The sequence below is a fragment of the Pseudomonas sp. EB271-G4-1 genome (assembly GCF_058791355.1).
Map to the genome: position 1 here is coordinate 78,781 of NZ_JBYTEO010000007.1, position 21,699 is coordinate 100,479.

The window sequence follows — 21,699 nt, forward strand, 5'->3', positions numbered from 1 at the left end:
TCCTGTACTCATGGGTACGAAGGAAAGACTGAGAACGACAGTGTGCCACCGTTAGCCATGACCACCGAACTGACGATTACGCTAACGCAATCCCCAGGGCGTCGCCGACTCTTTCGGCGACAATGCTCCCTCATGGGCCAGCAGGCAGGTGACCAGCAGCAAAATCAGGTGGATGCCCAGGGCGCGGGAGCACGCCGCATACATTGTAAGGCCGGGCTCCCTCGCGGTTCATGGCTTGGCCACCGCTTGCGGGCCGTTGCCGTCGCCAGTGCGGAAGGTTGGCAGCGCGGCGGAGTTCACGTAGCGCACACCGTCCCAACTTGGCAGCGGTGTCGGCATCAGCTGGAATTGCCCGGGTTTCTCAACGTCCCAGCGCAACAGCATGGAGTTGTCCTCGTGCTGGGTGTTGTGACAGTGCTCCATGTAGGTCCCGGCGAACTCGCGAAAGCTGATCGCTATTTCTACGTTGTCCAGGCCGTCCTTTTCCGGGCCGATACGGTACACGTCCTTGCGTGCCCATTTTTCCCATTCCGGTGGCGCCTTGCCCCCGCGATTGAGGATGATCCCCTCCTCGAAGTGCACATGCACCGGGTGGCTCCAGCCTTCGCCGCCGAGCTTGATGTTCCAGACTTCCAGGGTGCCGAAACCGGTCGCACCGGCATCGGTGGGGCCACTGGCCAACTGAGCCGAGGCGCTCAAGCGCCGTGGATCCATCTGGAAGCCGAAGCCGCCATCGGTCTTGACCGTCCAGGGTGCTTCATCGGTGCCGTCGGAACGGCCGAAGGTGAAGGTGCGGTGACGGGCCTTGGCCAGCAGCGCCTTATCGGCAAGATTGTCGCGGTGAATCTTCAGCGGGATCATCACCAGGCCTTCAGCCTTACCGGGTTTGGCCGGTTCATAAGCGGCCGGGTCCATGGCCAGGTCCTGCCCGGTGTAGGCCTTGACGTTAAGTTGCAACACCTTGCCCACCGCCGGATCACCCTCCTCCCACTTCGGTCCCTTGCTGGTTTGCTTGAGGATCGCCCGGTATTTCTCGGACAACACGTCAGCCAGGGAGGCGGGTTCTTCCGGGCCCTTGCCGTCTTCATGCACCTGCAGGTTGACGAAGAACAGCTTGTCGCCCGGTTTGATCCCGTTTTTCGCGAAGTTGACGATGATGTCGAAACGCTCTGCGATGCCCAGGGTGGGCAGGATCGCGTTGTGGTTCTGTTTGTCGCCGTCGGCGTCGAGGTCCATGGTGCCGTCGAACGGCACGCTGTGTTCCATGATATTGCCGTCGTTGGCAATCATGTGGAACGGCACGCGGGCATAGGACACTCCTGACCCGACGGGCCCTGGGAACTCACCCGTGGTGCCCTTGATTTCACGCACCAGCGCCAGCTTGAAGTAACGCGACACCGAGCCATTGAGCATGCGCAAGCGATAGCTGCGGGCGCGCACATCCAGGGTCGGTTTCCACTTCCAGTTGACCAGCACCTGGTCACCGAGGAAGCCGGCAGTGTTGAAGGGGTTGAACCACAGTTGACCGTTCTTGTCCCACGCCTTGTCGGCAAACAGCAGGTTGACGTCGTAGTCGCGGTTACCCCAGGGCAAGGCGCTGCCACTGGGCAAACGCAGGTTGACGCCGTCGTTCACCGATTCATTGCCGCGGTCCAGGGCGCTGTAGTAGTTCATCATCGCCGCGTTGCCCTTGTAGACGTTCTGCGCGGTGAAATCGAGCATGTGGTCGTGGAACCAGTGGGTGCTCATGGTTTCGCGCCAGTCGCCGCGGATCTTGATCGTGCCGTTCTCGCACGTCTTGCGGCCCGGGCTCATGTCATTGGTCCACAGGGTCTCACCCGGCGAGCACGGAAACGCTGCACGCGGATCCTCGGCCTTGGTGTTGATGCTGTCGTAGCCGGCCAACTGGATCGGCCAGCGATAGTCGTAAAACTGCCCCGGGAAGAAAAACGCGTTGGCATAACCGTCGCTTTCCGCTGGCACGTGGCCGTTGTGTTCGTGGGTACTGATGGTGTGCAGGCCAAAGCCCATGTTCGCCGACGGGTCGATTGGCAAGCCGTTGTAATGGCGCATCAACACGGGCTGCCCGTAGCGCACCATCAGCAATTTGGGCGGCAAGGTGCCGTCGAAGGTCCACAGCGAGTTGTGTTTCTGCACTGGCATTTTCGGGTGAAACCGCGGTTCAGCGCCTTTGGAGGTACCCGCGGTCGCCGGCACGCCAGCCACATTGTAATAGAGGCCACCGGGGCCAAACTCGCCCATGGCATAGCGGTGCATCTGCCGACTATCACGCAAACCGGTATTCAACCGTGCACCGGTTTGCACGGTCTTGTAGGCGACCTGCGGGTAGAACTCGTTCCAGCGCTGGTGCGACCAGCCTTTTCCTGGCGGACGGCCTTCAGCCGACGAGCCGATTCGGCGGTTGAGGAAAAACTCAATCTGCTTCTGCCAAGGGTTACGGTCGACCACGTTCGAATACTGGCTGGGGTATGGCGTCAAGCCCGGTTGACGCAAGAACGCGTCGAGCGCTGCACTCGGCGGCGCGCTGCGTGCCACGCTGGTGGGATCCTGTTGCGGCAGCGGGCCGATGGTAGCCGGTGGAAAAGGCAACAGTGCAGCCGGGGTAGTAGGATCGAGTTTTTCCAGGCCGAATTCTTCGAACAGTACCAGTGGCTGAGTGAACGGCAGCGCACCGTACAGTGGGCTGGGCTTGCCGTTGGTGGGGTAGTTGAAACTGGTCTGCAGCGTTGGCGGCAGGATGTTTTCCACCCGCGTGGTGTCTTTGCTGCCCTTGACGCCTGCGGGTAAATCGAAGGTATCCATGTTGGCATCGGGCATGGTCAAAATGGCGTTCAGCGCGGCCGCTTTGTCAGTCGCTTCATCGTGATAGGCAGAGGGGTCCGTTGGCTGCGGCTGTCGCTCATCGTCGATGGGGCTGGCGCGCAAGTTCCCTGTGCTGAGTGTCATCGACAAAGCGATGCTTAGTGGCGTCAACAGGCCAGACCATTTGAAGGGATACCGCGCTTTTGTGTCCATCACCAGCCGCCTCGAATGTGTGAAGGGGGTAGTGGGGACAGTGCAAGGAGCCAGCCAGGCGCAACGACTTTATATAAACATTAAAACATTTAAAAACAACAACTTATAAACACAAATATGCAGCTATAGAAAAATCGACTGGGGATTGACACCCATTCCCGGGGAAAGTTCACACCCAATTCAGGGAGGCACCTTTACAACCTCACTCCAGCGGCGATTTACAGTACCCACATTCGGAGCAATTCCACATAAATGGGCAGTATTACCCACACCCGCCATCAACTTTTCAGCTGGAGAAATTGTCCACGCAATCAGGCCGCTTTCGCGCCGGGGTACAGCGGGTTGCCGGAGCTTTGGCATAGAGAATGCTCTGGACTCACTAACGGCTCCAGGGGCACTCGCAGACGTGCAATCAATGCCTGGATAACACACCTGCGCCGCAGATCAGCCGCCAGCCTGCGAGGGGTCACTACCATGCGGATCGATTCGATAATCCTCACGCTAGCACTCATGGTTTTCATTTTTTCGACAGGGGTCGCCTGGAGTCACATCTTCCTGTTCTGCAGTTAGGAATCAGGGAAAATCCTTCATCACCTTGACCGCCCATGACCCGGGAAGCTGAACTCTTCGAGGCCGGGTGCCCTTTTTTCCTCGCTTGACCAACGACCCGTTTTTTCAAAAGAAAAGGGAGGGCTTCCATGCCCTCCCCTGCGCTTTACACGCGTCTGCGAACGTACTGATCAGGACCTCAAGTGGCGAGAATGAAGTCTGCGGCCGTTATGGTTGTCGCATCGGCCACTCCGACCAGGCGGATGGATTCAGCGCCTGCGGAGCTGATCAAGGTATCCGCACCGACATCGGTGATGATGACGTTGCCGACAAAGGTCACAGCATTGACGCCGAACGAGGAAATATCGAGCCGATCCTGGCCTCCTGCCGCGTCGGCATCGAAGCCGATGATCTGATCGGCCCCGAAGCCCGCTGCGAACACGAAGATATCGTTGCCGCTGCTGGCAACCAGGGTGTCGTTGCCGGCACCACCTGTGACCCTGTTATTGCCAGTACCGCCATCGATAAAGTCATCACCGATCCCTCCCAACAAGGTGTCGTTAGCGTCACCACCGAACAGCGTGTCGTTGCCTGCTCCACCGTTCAAGACATCCACCCCGTTACCGCCGTTGAGGATGTCGTTGCCGCCATTACCATTGAGGGTGTCATTACCCACCCCGCCGTTGATGACGTTATCCAACCCGTTACCGTTGCCGACGAAGTTGCCGACTCCGGTGTAGGTCAGATTCTCGACCTCAGCGCCCAGCGTGTAGCTGGCCAGCGACGTCTGCACAGTGTCCGTACCGCCACCGGCGACCTCCACCACGACGTCTGCGGCTGTATCGACAACGTAGTTATCGTTGCCGGCGCCCCCCACCAACCGGTCGGCACCTGCACCGCCGTTGAGGGTGTCGTTGCCCACCCCGCCGGTGATGGTGTTGGCCAGCGCGTTACCGGTACCGGTGAAGTTTCCGGCTCCCGTATAGGTCAGGTTCTCGACGTTGGCGCCAAGCAGGTAGGTGGTCAGGCTGGTTTGCACCAGATCGGTACCAGCACCCAGCGCCTCGGTGACAAGGTCACCGACGTTGTCGACCACAAAGGTGTCGTTGCCGAGGCCGCCGCTCATGGCATCCGCGCCGAGCCCGCCGTTGAGGGTGTCGTTGCCGTCCTCGCCATTGAGGACGTCATTGTCGTCGCCGCCGTTGAGGATGTCGTTGCCAGTGCCGCCCAACAACTGGTCGATACCGGCGAGGCCATTGAGCGTATCGTTCCCGCCCAGGCCAAGTAGCACATCGTTAGCCGCGGTGCCGGTGAGGATGTTTGCCAAGGCATCGCCCTGCAGTACCACGCCTTGTGCCACAACCACCGCCGCCGTCGCCGCAGAAGTCACCGACTCCAGCGTGCCGAAGGCATCGGTGTAGCGCACGATCACCCGCAGTTGCAGATTGGCCTGCGCCGCACCAGGGGTGAAGGTCGCAGCAGTCGCGCCGTTGATGTCAGTGAAGGATGTGCCGACCCCTTGCTGCCACTGGAAGCTGAAGGTGCCCAGCCCGTCCGGATCGGCAATCCCACCCGTCAGCGCGGTCAGCACCTGCCCTTGATCCGGAGTCGTATCGCTGATCAGCAACGCGCCTGTCGGTGCATCGTTGACGTTGGCCACCGGCCCCAGGATGTTGGACGCAACGCTTTCGGCCGCACCGAAGTCATCCACATAACCGATCACCACGCGCACTGCCTGGCCGACCTGAGCCTGGCCAAGCGCGAACGTACTGGCGGTTGCGCCGACAATGTTGACGAAGCCGGTCCCGCTGTTCGCCTGCCATTGGTAGGTGAACTGCGGATTGCTCAGGCCATCGACGTCGATGATGCTCGCCGGATTGGCGGTCAACACCTGGTTCTGCGCTGCAAGCCCGGTGACGGTCGGCCCTTGGGTCGGTGCGTCGTTGACGTTGTCTACTGGCCCCAGGATGTTCGACGCAACGCTTTCGGCCACACCGAAGTTGTCCACGTAACCGATGACCACGCGTACTTCCTGGCCGACCTGGGCCTGGCCAAGCGCGAACGTGCTGGCGGTAGCACCGGCGATGTTGACGAAGCCGAGCCCGTCGTTCGCCTGCCACTGGTAGCTGAACTGCGTCGTGCTCACGCCATCGGCGTCGATGATGCTCGCCGGGTCAGCGGTCAACAGCTGGTTCTGTACTGCAAGCCCGGTTACGGTCGGCCCTTCGGTCGGCGTACTGTTCCCGGACGAATCGACGATCTCCAGCGTGCCCTTGGCATCCTGATACACCGCACGGACACGGATGTTCAGGCCCGCCACATCGTCCGTCACCCGGTAGGTGCTGCCGGTCGCCCGCGATGCCTCGCCAGCGGCGACAACGGTGATGTCTTCATAGATGCCCGAACCCGCGATGTTCTCGACCTGCCAGTAGTAAGCCACCGCCCCGGTAATCGCACCGGTCGGGTTGGCCACACTCTGGCTGTCCGCGTCCCGTACCGCCTGACCGCTGACGCGCAGCAACTGGCCGGCAACCGGCGTTTCGTCACGCAGGCCGGTGCCAGCATCGAGGATTGCCAGATGACCCGACGGGTCGCTGTTTTGCGCGGTGCCCACGCCGGACGACTGCGCCCCGTCAGCGAACTGCAGACGCTCGATACCCGTCAAGCGATCGACACCATCACGCCCCGCTACCGAGTCCGTCACAATGACCGTGTCGCCATCGATCTCGATTCCGTATTCCCCCAGGTTACCGGAGAAAAACGCGGTGTCGAAGCTGTCATCGCCACTCAGGATCTCCCGCACGATGACCAACTGGCCCGGGTTGTAAGTACCGTTCAGCATAAATGGCACCAAGGGTTCCATGCTGTCGAACGTAGCGATTTCCGCTCCAGTGCCATCGGCATTTGCCCGTACGCTGATGCGCACGTTCAGCCATTTGTCACCATCGATGATGTCGTCACCACCGCGACCTTCGATCAGGTCGCTGCCGCTGCCGCCGAGGATGATGTTGCCGCCGTCGAAGTACGTCGCCCCGTCTACCAGCAAGTCAGCCAGCCCGTTGATCAGGTTGATGTTGGTCAGCACACTGCCGGTTGCACCCGCAGTGGGCAGCGATGTGGCATCTTCGTTATCACCGCGCAGGAAGTCACCGTGCGAGGAACCCGACAAACCTTCCATGATGTCGAAACGCACCAGCGCTGAAGCACCCGAACCCGGCATCGATGGAACATCGAAGAAGCGTTCGGTGTAGTCGATGGTCACGCCTTGGGCGAGCCCCTTGAAGGTCGCCCAGTCATAGCCGGAGCCGCCGATATAGCGGTCACCCATGCCGAGACTGCCGACCATGATGTCGTCACCGCCTTCACCGTTGAACTTATCGTTCTCGTTACCGCCGATGAACACATCGTGACCGATCACCGGATCATTGCCAGCCGGGTCGAAGTTGTCGCCAGGTGCACCGTCCGACGTGCCCTTCTCGATCCAGTCGTCGCCTTCGTTGCCCATGTCCTGTTCGTTGGCTTTGCTGCCCAGGATGAAGTCGTTGCCTTGGCCACCAATGGCTTCGGAAGCGTCCTCGCCGGTCACGATGAAGTCATTGCCGAACCCGCCAATGATCAGGTTGACGCCGTTGCCGCCGTGCAACACGTCGTTGCCGTCGCCACCCTGGATGTTATCGTCGCCACCGGCGTCAGTGATGATGTCGTCGCCGGCGCCACCGCGCAGTTGGTCGTTGCCGTCACCACCTTCGATGCGGTCGTTGCCGCCGTCACCCCAGACCGTGTCGTCCCCTTCACTCGAGACGAGGATGTCTGCGCTGTTGGTGCCGCCCAGCACGATGTGCTCTGCACCGGTGTACTTGATGTAGTGAGTGTCCGGCCCGTCGGTCAGCGGGTTGTCGCGGAACACCACCTGCTCGCCGTTTTCGCCAAGCGGATCGGCATTGCCCAGGCCATCGTTGTACTGCTTGGTCTTGTCCACTTCCAGATAGAACCCGGGGTCCGAGAACACCAGGCCCGGCAAGTGCGTCGCCGAGGTGTTGGCCATGATCAACTTGGCGAACGAGTTGCTTTCCAGTTCGGCGTTCATCGACAGGCCAGAGGTACGTTCCAGGTAGTAGAAGCGGTCGCCGTCCTGGAGTTTTTCCATCTGGTTCTCGAACACGAAGTTGAAGGTCGAGCCGAGCATGCCGCCGAACGGGGTTTTCGCTTCGGCCAGGCCGCCGATCCACAGGTCGATCGCATCGACGCCCGTGATCGTCACCCCCTTCAGATCGTCAGCGGTCCCCTGCACCCCATCCTTGCCGGCGCGCGTCACGTTGGCCCAGGTACCGCTGCTGTTGAGGAAGTCCAGGCGGTCGGACGGCGCATCATCACCCCCCAATACCAGCGCCAAGGCTGCAGCGCGTTTGCCTTCCAGCGTGGTCGCCGCCAGGACGGTGCCATGGGTGCCATAGGCCGCGATGAAGTTGATCAGCGACTCCGGATGCTTGAGGTGCTGCACCAGGTCGACCCAACTGCTGTACGGCTTGAGTTGGGTATCACCGGTCTGGCTGTAGATGTCGCGGCGAATCGCGTTGAGCGAGGGAATCCCCACGTCGCGGCCACGGGCGATGTTGATCGCCGGCAGGTCCAGCGGCAGGCCGAGCAAGTTATTGCGCAGCGCCTCAGTGACGAACTCATCGATTTCGTTACCGGCCTGGCGCGTCACCCCACGCACGATCGCACTGGTCGCATCCTCTGGCGTCACCCCGCTGGCGGCATACGCCAACGGATTGAGGAACGCCGCGATCAAGCCCAGTTGCTGATCGGGATCAGCGCTGTTCGGATCGCCAATCACGTTGAAGTCGACGTCGTATCGATCGACCGTCTCGGTCAGCATCGAGTGGCCGAACCGGTAAACGGTGTGGGCGAACTCGGCGACGATCGAGGCATCGAGGTCGACGTCATAGACCTGGGTCGGCGCGAAGAACAGGTCGACCCTGGGCTGGATGGTGCGCGCAAACTCCTCGAACACCAGGTGCTGATACTGCATCTCGGTGCCGAACTTGGCAGCCTGGAACAGCCGTTCGCCATTCCACACCAGTGCATCGATCTCGGCCTGGGTGGCTGGCAACGCATCCACCGGAGTGAGCAACCACTCGTTGAGGAAGGCCACGTCAGCCGAATCGAGTACGGTGTCCTTGGTCTGCGCGACCAGCCGATTGTGCTCGGCGTGGAAGATCGCATGCACCGCGGTCAGGCCGATGTTCTCGTTGACCCGGCCGTCGCCGGCGATGTAGTGCGCATCCAGCAACTCGTTGTCGTAAGCCAGATTGGCCCCGGTCTGCGGATTGGATGGCACCACGTTGCCAATGTCGTCATCGACATCGGGAACCAGCACACCAGCGCTGAACACCGGCGCTGCATTGTGGGCAATGTCGGCGAGGAACTGGTGACCGGTGCGCACTGCATTGACCAGGCTGATAGGGGCTAGCGGATTGCCTTCGACGAGGACGTCATCAGCGGTGCCGCCAAGCCCGTCAGCCCCTTTCATCACGACCATCGGGAAGCCGTTCGGCCCCTTGATGAAATTGCCATAGGCGTCGGTCGCCAACAGCGGGCCGTTCTCGACGTCGGCATCGGTCAGGCGGATACCCAGGACATCGTTGGCTTGCGCCTTGACCACTTTCCAGGTCGCCATGCCACCGATTTCGGTGTCGTCAGCGGTACCGTACTTGCCATCCGCCCCCAGGTCACGGTTAGTGATCAGCCGGCCGGTCGCGATGGGGCCGTCTTCGGTCAGTACATACCCGCGCAGGAACACCTGGTGCGACGGATGCGAGCTGTAGGTCTGGTTCTGGTCCACGAACGGCGTGGTGGTGTTGGTGTGCTCATGGATGTCGTCGGCCGTGCCGAGAACGCCATCCGCCCCTGGCTGGTTGGTCGCGCGGGTCATCACCATGAAATTGGTGTTGCCGCCTGGCACGTACAGCGGATCATCCGGTTGCAGCGGGATGAAGACGGTGCCCGAGCCCCCCTTGGTGACCAGGTCCAACCCATGATCGAAGAATTGCCCGAAGAAGGTCATCCAGGCATTGAACGGCGCGGACAACCCCGCATCCGCCGCGGTGTTCTCGAACAGGTACACATCGTGGTCGTCGCCAGTACCGAACTGACCGTCCATGCCCGGGCTGGCGACAATCCGTACGCCATCCTTGAGTACGTCGTCGTTGCCATCCGCGCCGAAGTTGAGCACGCCGTCGGCACCCGGGTCGTAAGCCGTGGCATAGGCCGCCGGGTTGTTCGATGTCTGGTCGACGATCAGGTTGCTGATGGTGCGCGGCTGCGAGTCAATCACCAAGCCGCTGTTCTGCGCATAAGACGTTCCCGATTGCGCCGGATTGAAGACCGGATCGCTCACGCGCGGAAAGGTGTTATCGGCGGCACCAAACTCGGTGTTGTTGATGCCGTTGAGGTTCATCAGGTTATTGTTCGACCCGTCGACCGCACGCAGGCCCAACGGTGCGCGGATGTTCGGGATCAGCGAGAGGATGTCCTGCCCGGACGCGTCAGCCTCGGCAATCTTGATCTGATCAAGGATGAAATTGAGGTCGGAGCGCACCATGTGAAGGCCTTCGCCACCGGCCGTGGCATCGACGACAGGTACCTGTGCAGTCGGCACGACCGGCGCCCCGGCAACCACCGCGGCAGTTGGCTGCGAGAACACCACTTCAGTCGTGCCATGACCATCCTGGTAGATCGCCTTGACACGCAACGACAACCCGGCGAGGTCAGGCGAAACCTTGAAGGCGGTGCCATCGGCACTCTGGAACGCCAGGTCGCCGGCCGGCAACAGGATGATGTCCTCGAACACACCGCTCCCCGGATCCGCCTCGAACTGCCAGAAGTAGGACACCGAGGCGTTGTTGATAAACCCCTGGAGATTGCCCACCGAGACGTTGTTGGCATCGCGCACCCCGGCCATGCTGACACTCAGCGTGTCGCCCACCGTTATCGCGCCGCCGTTGCCATCGCTGAGGGTCGGTCTGCCAACCGGTTGAGCGTTGAGTCCTTGCACCAGCACTCGCTGGGTATCGGCAAACTGCAGGCGTTCAATATGCAGCAGCGTATCGGTGCCGTCGCGACCGGCTACGGTGTCTGTCACCGTCCAGACATCGTCCGCCAGATTGGCCGTGCCGCGGGTGTCCTGGGTCACCACATATTCAGACTGGACCCCGGAAAATATGGCGGTGTCGAAGGCCGACCCGCCCGTCGAGGTGCCGGGCAGGATTTCCCGCACGGCCTTGAGCTGCCCCGGGTTATAGGTGCGGTCGAGCATGAACGGGATCATATCGACCATGCTGTCGAAGCTGGCGATCTCGGGCCCGGTATGGTTGACGTCGTCGGCGCCATACACCGCAATTCTCACGTTGATCCATTTGTCGCCATCGATCAGATCATCGCCTCCGCGGCCTTCGATCAGGTCACTGCCATTGCCACCGAGGATGATGTTGCCCGTGGCAAAACCGGTGGTTGGCAAGCCGGCATCGGCCAGAAACTGCTCCAGGCCGCGAATCAACGCCACATTGGTCAGCGCACTGCCCGTGGTTCCACCGTGGTTGATGATGGTGTCCGCATCCACATCATCGCCTTTGAGCACGTCGGCAAATTTCGAACCGGACAAGCCTTCGACTTCGGCAAAACGGTCGAGAATCGAGGCCGGCGAGGCTCCGACCGGATTGAACACCCCGGCGTTTTGATTTGGCGCGTTACCGTGTGGCTGCGCCAGCGCGGCCAAGGACAGGTCAACGGTCACGCCGACCCTGTCATTCTTGTAGGTCACCCAGTCGAAACCGGACATGCCGTCCATCTTGTCCTGGGCATCGCTGCCGACAAAGATGTCATCGCCACCCTCGCCGATCATTTCGTCGAAGCCACCGCCACCGACAAAGATGTCGTTGCCGATCGTATCGTCAGTGAGCAACGGCGCGAAATTATCGCCAGGTGCACCGTCCTGGGTGCCCTTCTCGATCCAGTCGTCACCTTCGTTGCCGGTAGGTGGCAGATTGGTCTTGGCGCCAAGGATGAAATCGTCACCCTGGCCACCGAAGGTGGTGGTGATGTCTTCGGTGGTGACGATGAAGTCCTGGCCATCGCCCCCCAGGATCAGGTTGCCTCCAGCCAGCATGCTACCGGCGATGATCACATCGTTACCGGCGTTGCCTTCCAGGCGGTTGTCGCCGAACGAATCGGTGATGATGTCATCGCCCGCGCCGCCGAGTACCGCGTCATTGCCGGCACCGCCTTCGAGGCGATCGTTGCCGCCGTCGCCGTAAAGGGTGTCATCGCCTTCGCCGGAGATGATGATGTCATTGCCGGCGGCGCCACCCAGGACGACATGGTCTTCACCGGTGTACTGCAGATAGTTACTGTCCAGCCCTTCGGTGTCGGGATTGTCGCGGATCACCAGCGGCACGATTTCCACACCGTTGATCATGATGCCGCCAGTCGGATCGGCTTTGCCGTCCACGCCCAGGTTGGTGAACTGATTGGCCTGATTGACTTCGAGGGTGAACGTCGGCGTCAGGAACACGGTGTTCGACAGGTGGGTAACATCGCTGTTGAGCATGATCAGTTTGGCAAAGGAGTTGTTCTCAAGCTCAGTGCCGAAGTTCAGGCCTGCGACGCGCGACAGGTAGTAGAAGCGGTCGCCGTTCTGCAACGCCTCCATCTGGGTTTCAAAGACGAAGTTGAACGTCGAGCCGAGCATGCCGCCGAACGGCATCTTCTGCTCGGCGAGGCCACCGACCCAGAAGTCGATGTCGTCCACACCGGTGGTGGTGACGCCATTGACCATGGCGTAGATGCCCGTACTGTTAAGGAATGCCAGGCGATCGGCCAGATTGGCGGTAAAGGTACGCTCTTCGGCAGTACCGGCGTTGATCACCGCGCTGCCACCAAACACCAGGGCCGCGGCGACCGCACGCATTTCGACCAGCGTATCCACATCGGCCGCGATCAATGCGCTGTGGGTGCCGAAAGCGGCGATGAAGTTGACCAGGGATTCGGGGTGCTTGAGGTGGTCCGCAAAGTCAGACCAACTGATGTACGGCGTGAGTTGGCTGTCGCCGGTGGCTGCGTACATCTCACGGCGCGCTTCATTCAACGTGGGAATGCCAGTGTCGCGACCGCGCGCCAGGTTAAGGGCCGGCAAATCGAGCGGCAGGCCGAGCAGGTTGTTGCGCAACGCTTCGGTGACAAATTCGTCGATCTCGTTGCCCAGCTGGCGGGTCGCACCGCGAATGATCGCCCCTGCCGCTTCGTCCGATGTCGCTCCGCTGCCGGCGAACGCCAGCGGATTGAGGAAGGCCGCGATCAGCCCCATTTGCGAGTCCGGGTTGTTCGGGTCAGTGAGGAGCGGATTGAACTCAGGGTCGAAGCGATCGACGGTTTCGGTCAGCATCGAGTGACCGAAGCGGTACACCACGTGGGCGAACTCGGCGAGGATGGCCGGGTTGATCGAGGTGTCATAACCGTTGGGGGCAAGAAATTCGTCGACCTGCGGCTGAATGGTCCGCGCGAACTCCTCGAACACCAGGTGCTGATACTGCATCTCGGTACCGAACTTGGCGGCCTGGAACAGGCGTTCGCCGTCCCATACCAACGCTGCGATATCGGCTGGGGTCGTCGGTATCGCGGTCACATCGTCCGCCAGCCACTCATTGAGGAAAGCCAGGTCGCCGGCAGCAAGAATGGTGTCCTTGGATTGCTGGACCAGGCGGTTGTGCTCGGCGTGGAACACATGGTGCACAGCAGTCAGGCCGATGTTCTCGTTCACCCGGCCGTCGCCGGCAATGTAGTGGGCGTCGAGCAGTTCGTTGTCATAGGTCAGGTTGTTGCCGCCGGGGCCAACGTCCTGCGCATTGCCGATAGCGGTGTCGGCATCTGCCTGCAGCACCCCGCCAACAACGACCGGCGCGGCATTGTGGGCGATGTCGTCGAGGAAGGCATGCCCGGTGCTCACGGCATTGGCCAGGCTGATCGGCGCATCCCGATTGCCTTCGACCAGTTGCGTGACGTCATCAGCCGTCCCGCCGATACCGTCGGCACCGTTACTGACGCGCATCACCACCTGCGGCATGCCGCTCGGTCCGCGGATGAAGTTGCCATACGCATCGGTTGCCAGCAGCGGCACGCTGTGCACATCGGCATCGGTCAGGTTGATCCCGAGAATGTCGCGGGCCTGGGCCTTGACCACTGCCCAGGTCGCCATGCCGCCATTTTCGCCATTGCCATCATCGGCCGTGCCGAACTTGCCATCGGCGCCGAGATCACGGTTGGTAATCAAGCGGCCCGTTGCAATAGGGTTGCCTGCCGCGTTGAGGGCGTACTCACGCAGGAACACCTGATGCGAGGGGTGCGAGCTGTAGGTTTGGCTCTGGTCCACGAACGGCGAGGTGGTGTTGGTCTGGCCATCATCGGCAGTGCCGACGATTCCGTCCGCGCCAGCGGAATGCACTGCACGTGACAGCACCATGAAGTTGGTGGGGCTGCCCGGTACGAACAACGGATCGTCCGGCTGCAGCGGAACAAACACGAAGTCGGTACTGCTCTTGGTGACCAGGTCGAGGCCGTGGTCGAAGAACTGGCCAAAGAAGGTCATCCACGAGTTGAAGCCGGCGGTAAGGCCAGCATCAGGTGACACGTTGGGAATGAAAAACACTTCCTTGTCGTCGGCCGTGCCGAACACCCCATCCAGACCGGGGCTGATCACCGGGTCGGCGCCGCCATTCGCCGCCACCGCGGCCGGGTTGTTGGCGGTCTGGTCGACGATCAGGTTACTGATTATCCGTGGCTGCGGGTCGACCACATTCCCTGACGCGGCATAGGCCGCACGATACTGGGCATCAAGCAGGCGCAGGAAGGAATTGTCCGCAGCGCCAAACTCGCTTTGCCCGGCGACCAGGTTGTTGTAGCTGCCATCGACGGTGCGCAGGCCGAATGGCACTTGGCTGTTGGGCAGCAAATCACTGAGGCTGGCGCCGTCGGCGTGCGCCTCCGCGATGAAGATTTGCTTGAGTATGAATTCCAGGTCCGACTTGTTGAAATTGGCCATTTTTATTGTCCTCGATCTCTCTGGGGGAAAGGCACGGGACGAAACAATCCTCCCACGCCCAGTCAGTGCTGGCTTGCGAAGTTCGTTGGTTCAGTTGTAGGGCGAGAGCAGGCGTGGGTTAGGCAAAGCCGTCCCCCGGCGCCCGTGAAATGCGCGCCTGGAATTCGCGAAATGGATGGGTCGCTGAGCGATCAGGCAGAGCGATCCCGAGCTGTGGGTGGGCCATGAAACTGGGAAGTCGAAGTGAACTTCCTGAACAACTGCGTCACTGCGCAAAAGATCAAATGGATCGACATGTTTGCTCCCTCGGGAAAATCACCGCCTTGCAATGCCAAAATTCTGGCTGGCTTCCGGGGGGCGATCTTTGAACATGACTAAAGTTCCATAGCAAAAAACTGTCAATATTACGCCGCAAAAACAGACGACCGGCATTGGATCTGCCAACCTACTGTTATTAAAGGATATATAGAAAATCCTAAGCAATATTAGAGCGAAATGTTATTTAAAACTGTATCGCTAGAGAAACAAACGCCACCTACGCTGCTGCATGTGAATTTCGAAAGAACGACTGCTCAAGCCGACGAGTTACCTGGAGATCTACATCTATCTGATAGTCAATCACATTTACCGGTAGCGGGTGCGCCGCATGGTCAACCTGGCTTTTCGGTGGGGAGGACGCAAATGCACAAGCAGTCGAGCGCTCGCTCAGAACTGTCCGACGCGATATTTCGCCTGCGCCGCAGTTTTTACTCGCTGGCAGCGTTCAGTGGCGTTATCAACGTCATGATGTTGACGCCAGCGGTGTACATGCTGCAGGTCTACGATCGGGCCCTGGTCAGTCGCAATGTCACAACATTGACGATGTTGACCTTGCTGGTGATAGGGCTGTTCCTGCTGATGTCCACACTGGAAATGGTCCGCACCCGTGTACTGATCCGGGTCGGCAACTGCCTCGACATGGACCTCAACCGGCGCATCTTCACCGCTGCTTTCGAGCGTAACCTGAGCCGCGCTGGCGGCAATCCGGCCCAGGCCCTGCAGGATCTCTCGCAAGTTCGCCAGTTTCTCACCGGCAATGGCCTGTTCGCTTTCTTCGATGCGCCATGGACGCCGATCTACCTGCTGGTCGCCTATCTGATCCACCCGCTGCTCGGACTGATCACACTGATCGGCTCGCTGATTTTGGTGGGCCTGGCTTATCTCACCGAGAAGGCGACGCAAAAGCCACTGGCCGAAGCCAACCAGGCCGCCCTCTCCTCCGCCACTTACGCCAACAATAACCTGCGCAATGCCGAAGTCATCGAGGCCATGGGCATGCTGCCGTCGATCAGCAAACGCTGGTACCAAAGCCATTTGCGCATACTGGAAATGCAGACCCTGGCCTCCGACCGCGCCGCCCTCATCAGCAGCACCGGGCGCTTCGTGCGTATCACGTTGCAGTCGCTGATCCTCGGCGCCGGCGCGCTGCTGGCGATCGAAGGCAAGATCACCCCGGGGATGATGATTGCCTGTTCGATCCTCACCGGCCGCGCACTGGGCCCGGTGGAACAGGTTATCGGGTCATGGAAGCAACTGCTCGGTTGCCGTTCGGCCTGGGACCGGCTCAACGAGATGCTGCACGACTATCCGCGCCGACCACCGAGCATGCCATTACAGCGTCCGCTGGGCATGCTGGCGGTGGAGAATGTGTATGCCGGTGCCCCCGCCACCAACAACACAATCCTGCGCGGAGTGAGTTTCAGCCTTGCCCACGGCGAAAGCCTTGGCGTGATCGGCCCATCCGCCTCGGGCAAATCCACCCTCGCCCGCCTGCTGGTTGGCGTCTGGCCGGCGCAGGCCGGCAAAGTACGCCTGGATGGCGCGGACATATTCAGTTGGAACAAGGGGGAACTTGGCCCCTGGCTCGGCTACCTGCCACAGGACGTAGAGCTGTTCGAAGGCACCATCGCCGACAATATTGCGCGCTTTGGCGAAGTGGACAGCGACGCGGTCATTCGCGCTGCCAGGAGCACTGGCGTGCACGAGATGATCCTGCGCTTTGCCCAGGGTTATGACACTCGACTGGGCACCGATGGCAGCCCGCTGTCGGGTGGCCAGAAGCAACGCATCGCGTTGGCCCGCGCACTGTATGGCGAGCCCAACCTGATCGTGCTGGATGAGCCTAACGCCAACCTCGACGACGTCGGCGAAAAGGCCCTGGTCGATGCCCTGGCCGAACTCAAGGCCCGCGGTGCCACCGTCATTCTGATCTCCCACCGTCCCAACGTACTGTGCGCCGTCGACAAGGTACTGATGCTGCGTGACGGCGGCGTGCAGATGCTCGGCACGCGTGACGAAGTATTCGCAGCGCTGCGCAAGGCCAGTGTGATGCCTGCAGGCGCGCCGACCCCGCTGGCCTCCGTCAAAGCACGGGAGTGACCGATCATGCAGATGAGCCAACACACCGAGATGATTCAAGCCGATCCCAGGAGCGTGGTAGACCTGGACGTCGGTAAGCCCGCGCGCTGGGGCGTGTGGCTGGTGCTTGCCGGCTTCGGCGGCTTCCTCCTGTGGTCCTGGCTGGCGCCGCTGGATGCCGGCGTGGTGGCGACTGGCACGGTCAAAGTCACCAGCAACCGCAAAGCCGTGCAGCATTTGAGTGGCGGCACTGTGGAGGCCATTCTCGTTCGCGAAGGCGATGTGGTGACCAAGGGCCAGGAGCTGGTGCGCCTCGACTCGTTACGTGCCGCTGCCGAACAGGGTGCGGTTGGCGCCCAGTACATCGTCAGCAAGACGGTGGAAAACCGGCTGGAAGCGGAACGTGACGCGCGCAATGTGGTGATCTTCGATCCCGAACTGCTCAAGCGCTTCGGCAATGACCACCGCCTGGTAGCCGCCATGGACCTGCAACAGCGTCTACTGGACACCCGGCGTGCCGGCCTGGCGGGTGAAATCAGCATCCTGGAGGAAAACCTGGCGGCGTCGCAGGTGCAGCTCAAGGGCCTGCAGCAGGTCTATGGCGCCCGCACCTCGCAAATCAACTTCCTCAACCAGGAACTGCAAGGCACCCGAGTTCTGGCGGCCGAAGGCTATGTGCCGCGCAACCGCTTGCTTGAGCTGGAACGCAGCAACGCCGACCTTTCGGCCGGCCAGGCCGAGAACCTCAACAACATCGCTCGCGTGCGTAGCCAGGCTACCGAAATCAAGTTGCGCATCCTGCAGCGCCAGCACGATTACCTGAAGGAAGTCGAATCACAGCTGACTGAAACCGCCAAGGAAAATACCACCCTGGCCGACCGCTTGCGCGCGCTGGACTATGAAGTGACCCACACGGTGATACGGTCGCCCATCGACGGCATGGTCCAGTCCCTGAGCATTGCCACCGTCGGGGGAGTCATTCAGCCCGGCTTCAAGATCATGGAAATCGTTCCGGTCAACGAGCCGCTGCAGGTCGACGCAATGATTCCCGTGCAGGCCATCGACAAGATGGTCCCCGGCCTGCCCGTGGATATTGCCTTCCCGGCCTTCAACCATGCCCAGACGCCAAACATTCCCGGCCGCGTGAAGACCATCTCCGCCGACCGCCTGCTCGACGAGGAAAGCAAGCAACCGTTCTATCTGGCCCAGGTGGAAGTCACTCCCGATGGCATGAGGCTGCTTGGCAGCAATCACATTCGCCCCGGCATGCCCGCCAGCGTCACCATCAAGACCGGTGAGCGCAACTTGATGAGCTATCTGCTCAAACCGATGCTCGAACGCGTGGACAGCTCCTTTAAGGAACAATGAAATGGACCGTCATTGCATAGTCTTCTGCCTGCTGGGGCTGTCCCTGCCGGCCAGCGCCATGGACCTCAAACAAGCCTGGGATCTGTTGCAGTACCAAGGCCCCATCTACCGCGCCGCCGTGCATGAAAAAGCCGCCGGCGAGGAAAACCGCGCCATCGGCAAGGCCGGCCTGCTGCCGCAGGTCAATGCCTCGGCCTACGACAACAAGGTCAATGGCACCCAACGCCAGAACGGCCTCGACAGGGATCTGGACTACGACTCCAAGGGCGCCAACGTGCGCCTGCGCCAACCGCTGTTCAACAAACAGAAGATGGCCGAGTACCGCCAGGGCAAGCAGCGTGCCGACTACAGCGTCGCGGTGTTCGATGCCAAGAGTCAGGACGCCGCAGTGCGCTTGGCCGAGAGCTATTTCGACGTGCTCCTGGCAAGCGAAACCATCCTCCTGGCCAAATCCAAGCTGAACGCGTTCGAAGAGCAACTCGCCTCGGCGAAACGCCGCATGGAACTGGGTGCCGGCACCATCACCGACATCGACGAGTCGGTCGCTCGCCGCGATCTCGCCGAGGCTGAACTGATTGAAGCGCAGGACAACCTGGTCAATGCGCGCCGCAAGCTGGAAGAATATATAGGTGAACCCCCCGAATCGCTGACCACCCTGCAGCCGAATTTCGCTACACCGCCGCTGCTACCGAGCAATCTGCAGGACTGGCTGGTCAAAGCCCAGGCCGATAGCCCGCTGATCCATGCGCGCCGTCATAGCAGCGCCCTTGCCGAAGAAGAAGTGAAGCGCGCCAAGGCCGGCCACTGGCCCACACTGGATTTCGTCGCCGGCTATACCGCAGGCGATAGCCAATCAATCTCAGAGTTGAATCAACGCAACCGCTACAGTTCAATCGGGCTGGAAGTCAACTTCCCGTTGTACAGCGGTGGCGGCACCAGCGCTCTGGCACGCCAGGCCAGTGCCAATAGCTACAAGGCCATGGACGAGCTCGACGCCACGCGCCAGGAAGTCATCACCGGTACCACCCGCGAGTATCAAGGCGTACAGAGCGGCGCTCAGCGTATCCACGCACTGGAGAAGGCAGTGGCGTCAAACGAACGCTCACTGGCTTCGACGCGCAAGGGCTTCAAGGAAGGAGGCACCAGCACCAACTCGGACGTGCTCAATGCCGAAGAGCTGCTCTTCGTTGCGCGCCACGATCTGTTCGAAGCAAAACTGCGCTACTTGATGTCGCGCCTGCGCCTGGCCTCTTCGGTGGGTAGCCTGGGCGACGACGATATCGACCACATCAACAACTACCTGGGCCCGGAACTGTTAGTCACCAACTGACTTTCCCCTGCGAGCTGATGGAGTGATATCGACGGCAATCCGTTGATGAGCAACATCCCGCGGGCGCTTATCGGGAAATCCGTGGATGGGATTCAAGGACCCATAAGAAAAAGTTGCTCCTGAATGCAATGCGACGTTATTGAGCTATACCCAATAGTCCCACCACCGCACTTCTTCCATTATTGGAGGTTGGCAATGAAACCCTCTCTCCCCCTGTCCGCACTGTTGATCACCGCAACGCTCTTGGGCTGTTCCAGTTCATCAAACCCGTCAATGAATTTGCCCTTGGCAGCGACCCACCGCAACCCTGGTCATACGGCCACGACCACATTGACTGGCGAAGGCAATCAAACCAACTTTGATTTCTACATAACCGGCGTTCCAAACGGAACCATCTTGCCGCCGCGCCTCTACACCTTCATCAACAAGGGCAGTTGCCAGCAACCCGGGCCAGCCGCGTTCGCCATGAACGATAAGGTCAACACTGAACCCAACGCTGGCACCGGTGGATGGACCTTCTACAGGAGCGCGCCGATAACACTGCCAGACCTGCTCTCCGGCAAGTACTCGGTTGTCGTGCGTACATCACCCGAAGATGGCAGCGCCGATATTTTCTGCGGCGATATTGCGCACGCGACTCGATGAACCACCCGTAGTCATTTTCAGCCGGCTCACGTCGGATGTGGCGATTTTTCCAGCGTGTCCACGTGGGTGTTTATCTTGCGCACAAAAATGTGGTCACCGTGCCGCAGGTCTTTGACTCGTGGCAAGACCCGCAGGAACGCTATGACCTGTTCATGAACAACTTTACCGAGCGTATCTGGACGAGGGTGCCGATCACGGACGCAATCATCAAGCTGATGAAAACCTGCGCGGATTACCCACCGCGCAAACTGCAAAGCATGGGTTATGACGGGCCGATCGAACTGTCGCAATACCCGAAATTCCAGTACGTGCGTGACGTCCTGAAAAAAGAAGGCATCAACCTGCCGCAGCCAGCGGGTAACTGCACCGTCTTGGCGTTTGCAAGCCCGCCATGGATGCCTGAGGATGCATCGGTGGGGCTGGCATCACTTGGGAAACAACAGCGTATACGCCACCCGAAATCCCCAGCCTTGTGCGCCATCTTTCGGGCTGTCTGCCCAATACCGCGGGCCCACTTGCAAGCTCATGGGCTGATGACCCACTTTGAACAGCTGGGTGACGAAGAGGTTGATCGGCACCGACCATTCGCGGGTCTGCCAGTCATAGGTTGATTCGGTGTTAACGCCGAAGGTCGTATAGGTATGGGTGGTGTAGCTGAAGAACGGCTGCAGAAAGGTCTGGTTGATTTTTTCTTTATCGTCAGGCGGGCTGTTGTCCAGCGACCAGATGTGATTGGCCAGGATACCGCGGGTCCAGCCGTCGTTTTGTTTAAGGACGACCACGGTGGGGCCGGCCCCCCACTGTTCACCGCTCAATAGCTCATCGCTGCCGGTTGGCACCAGGATTACCGGTCCGGCCCCCCAGATCCAGCCGCTCGCGGTCGGATGCTTGGGTGAAAAAAAGAAACTCTGGGTCACATCGCCGACCCCGGACTTGTCCGCCTGCCCTCCCGGCACCAAACCGTGTTGATCGACGACTGGCAGGATGGTTCGGGAAATAAGGTTCCACTCGTCATTGAGGGTAAAAGGCAGCACCGGCTGGATGTTGGTGACGCTTTGGTAGCCCTCGCCAGTGGGCCCGAGTTTCTGGTTCCAGTTGTACTGGATGGGCACGCTGTAGAGCGCGGCCACCGGATTCAATGATTGCTTGGCCAGCTCCGCCTGGCTGTCGGCAGTTCGACCGATGTCGGGCCAAAGAATCGCCAGCGCCACGGGAATTAGGTGAAAGACTTTGCTCATCAGTAGCTCCTTCTCGATAGCGAGAATGTGCACTACCCCAG

7 protein-coding genes and 2 pseudogenes are annotated in these 21,699 nt (G+C 60.6%); 5 read left to right on the top strand and 4 right to left on the bottom strand.

What is annotated here, in order from left to right:
- Nucleotides 1-90 precede the first annotated feature (90 nt).
- The 3 genes and pseudogenes from AC3WWR_RS05675 to AC3WWR_RS05685 all read right to left on the bottom strand — a co-directional run.
- Nucleotides 91-204, bottom strand: a pseudogene (locus tag AC3WWR_RS05675) (SCO family protein); the annotation flags it as partial.
- A 24-nt stretch (nucleotides 205-228) separates the two neighbouring features.
- The gene (locus AC3WWR_RS05680) at nucleotides 229-3,036 is read right to left on the bottom strand and encodes a multicopper oxidase domain-containing protein (protein WP_492598553.1); all 2,808 of its coding nucleotides are present in this window, start codon (nucleotides 3,034-3,036) and stop codon (nucleotides 229-231) included.
- Nucleotides 3,037-3,784: 748 nt separating this feature from the next.
- A complete protein-coding gene (locus AC3WWR_RS05685) occupies nucleotides 3,785-14,680 on the bottom strand; it encodes a peroxidase family protein (protein ID WP_492598554.1) in 10,896 nt (3,631 codons plus the stop codon).
- 681 nt (nucleotides 14,681-15,361) lie between these two features.
- Between AC3WWR_RS05685 and AC3WWR_RS05690 the strand changes: the two genes are divergently transcribed.
- The 5 genes and pseudogenes from AC3WWR_RS05690 to AC3WWR_RS05710 all read left to right on the top strand — a co-directional run.
- The gene (locus AC3WWR_RS05690; protein WP_033042800.1) at nucleotides 15,362-17,098 is read left to right on the top strand and encodes a type I secretion system permease/ATPase; all 1,737 of its coding nucleotides are present in this window, start codon (nucleotides 15,362-15,364) and stop codon (nucleotides 17,096-17,098) included.
- Nucleotides 17,099-17,104: 6 nt separating this feature from the next.
- Complete coding sequence (locus AC3WWR_RS05695; RefSeq protein WP_033042801.1) at nucleotides 17,105-18,445, top strand: HlyD family type I secretion periplasmic adaptor subunit; 1,341 nt, start codon at nucleotides 17,105-17,107, stop codon at nucleotides 18,443-18,445.
- A gap of 1 nt (nucleotide 18,446) precedes the next feature.
- The gene (locus AC3WWR_RS05700) at nucleotides 18,447-19,775 is read left to right on the top strand and encodes a TolC family outer membrane protein (protein WP_033042802.1); all 1,329 of its coding nucleotides are present in this window, start codon (nucleotides 18,447-18,449) and stop codon (nucleotides 19,773-19,775) included.
- Between the two features lie 195 nt (nucleotides 19,776-19,970).
- Nucleotides 19,971-20,420 carry a hypothetical protein gene (locus tag AC3WWR_RS05705; protein ID WP_033042803.1) on the top strand — a complete coding sequence of 150 codons (450 nt, stop codon included), beginning with the start codon at nucleotides 19,971-19,973 and terminating at the stop codon, nucleotides 20,418-20,420.
- Nucleotides 20,421-20,497: 77 nt separating this feature from the next.
- Nucleotides 20,498-20,782, top strand: a pseudogene (locus AC3WWR_RS05710) (arylsulfatase); the annotation flags it as partial.
- A gap of 63 nt (nucleotides 20,783-20,845) precedes the next feature.
- On the opposite strand, the gene AC3WWR_RS05715 reads toward AC3WWR_RS05710, so the two are convergent.
- Complete coding sequence (locus AC3WWR_RS05715; protein ID WP_033042805.1) at nucleotides 20,846-21,658, bottom strand: hypothetical protein; 813 nt, start codon at nucleotides 21,656-21,658, stop codon at nucleotides 20,846-20,848.
- Between the last annotated feature and the right edge of the window lie 41 nt (nucleotides 21,659-21,699).

Bases quoted from the DNA above. Each gene is read 5' to 3' on its own strand.
- AC3WWR_RS05680 (WP_492598553.1), bottom strand. From the start codon at position 3,036: ATGGACACAAAAGCGCGGTATCCCTTCAAATGGTCTGGCCTGTTGACG.
- AC3WWR_RS05685 (WP_492598554.1), bottom strand. From the start codon at position 14,680: ATGGCCAATTTCAACAAGTCGGACCTGGAATTCATACTCAAGCAAATC.
- AC3WWR_RS05690 (WP_033042800.1), top strand. From the start codon at position 15,362: ATGCACAAGCAGTCGAGCGCTCGCTCAGAACTGTCCGACGCGATATTT.
- AC3WWR_RS05695 (WP_033042801.1), top strand. From the start codon at position 17,105: ATGCAGATGAGCCAACACACCGAGATGATTCAAGCCGATCCCAGGAGC.
- AC3WWR_RS05700 (WP_033042802.1), top strand. From the start codon at position 18,447: ATGGACCGTCATTGCATAGTCTTCTGCCTGCTGGGGCTGTCCCTGCCG.
- AC3WWR_RS05705 (WP_033042803.1), top strand. From the start codon at position 19,971: ATGAAACCCTCTCTCCCCCTGTCCGCACTGTTGATCACCGCAACGCTC.
- AC3WWR_RS05715 (WP_033042805.1), bottom strand. From the start codon at position 21,658: ATGAGCAAAGTCTTTCACCTAATTCCCGTGGCGCTGGCGATTCTTTGG.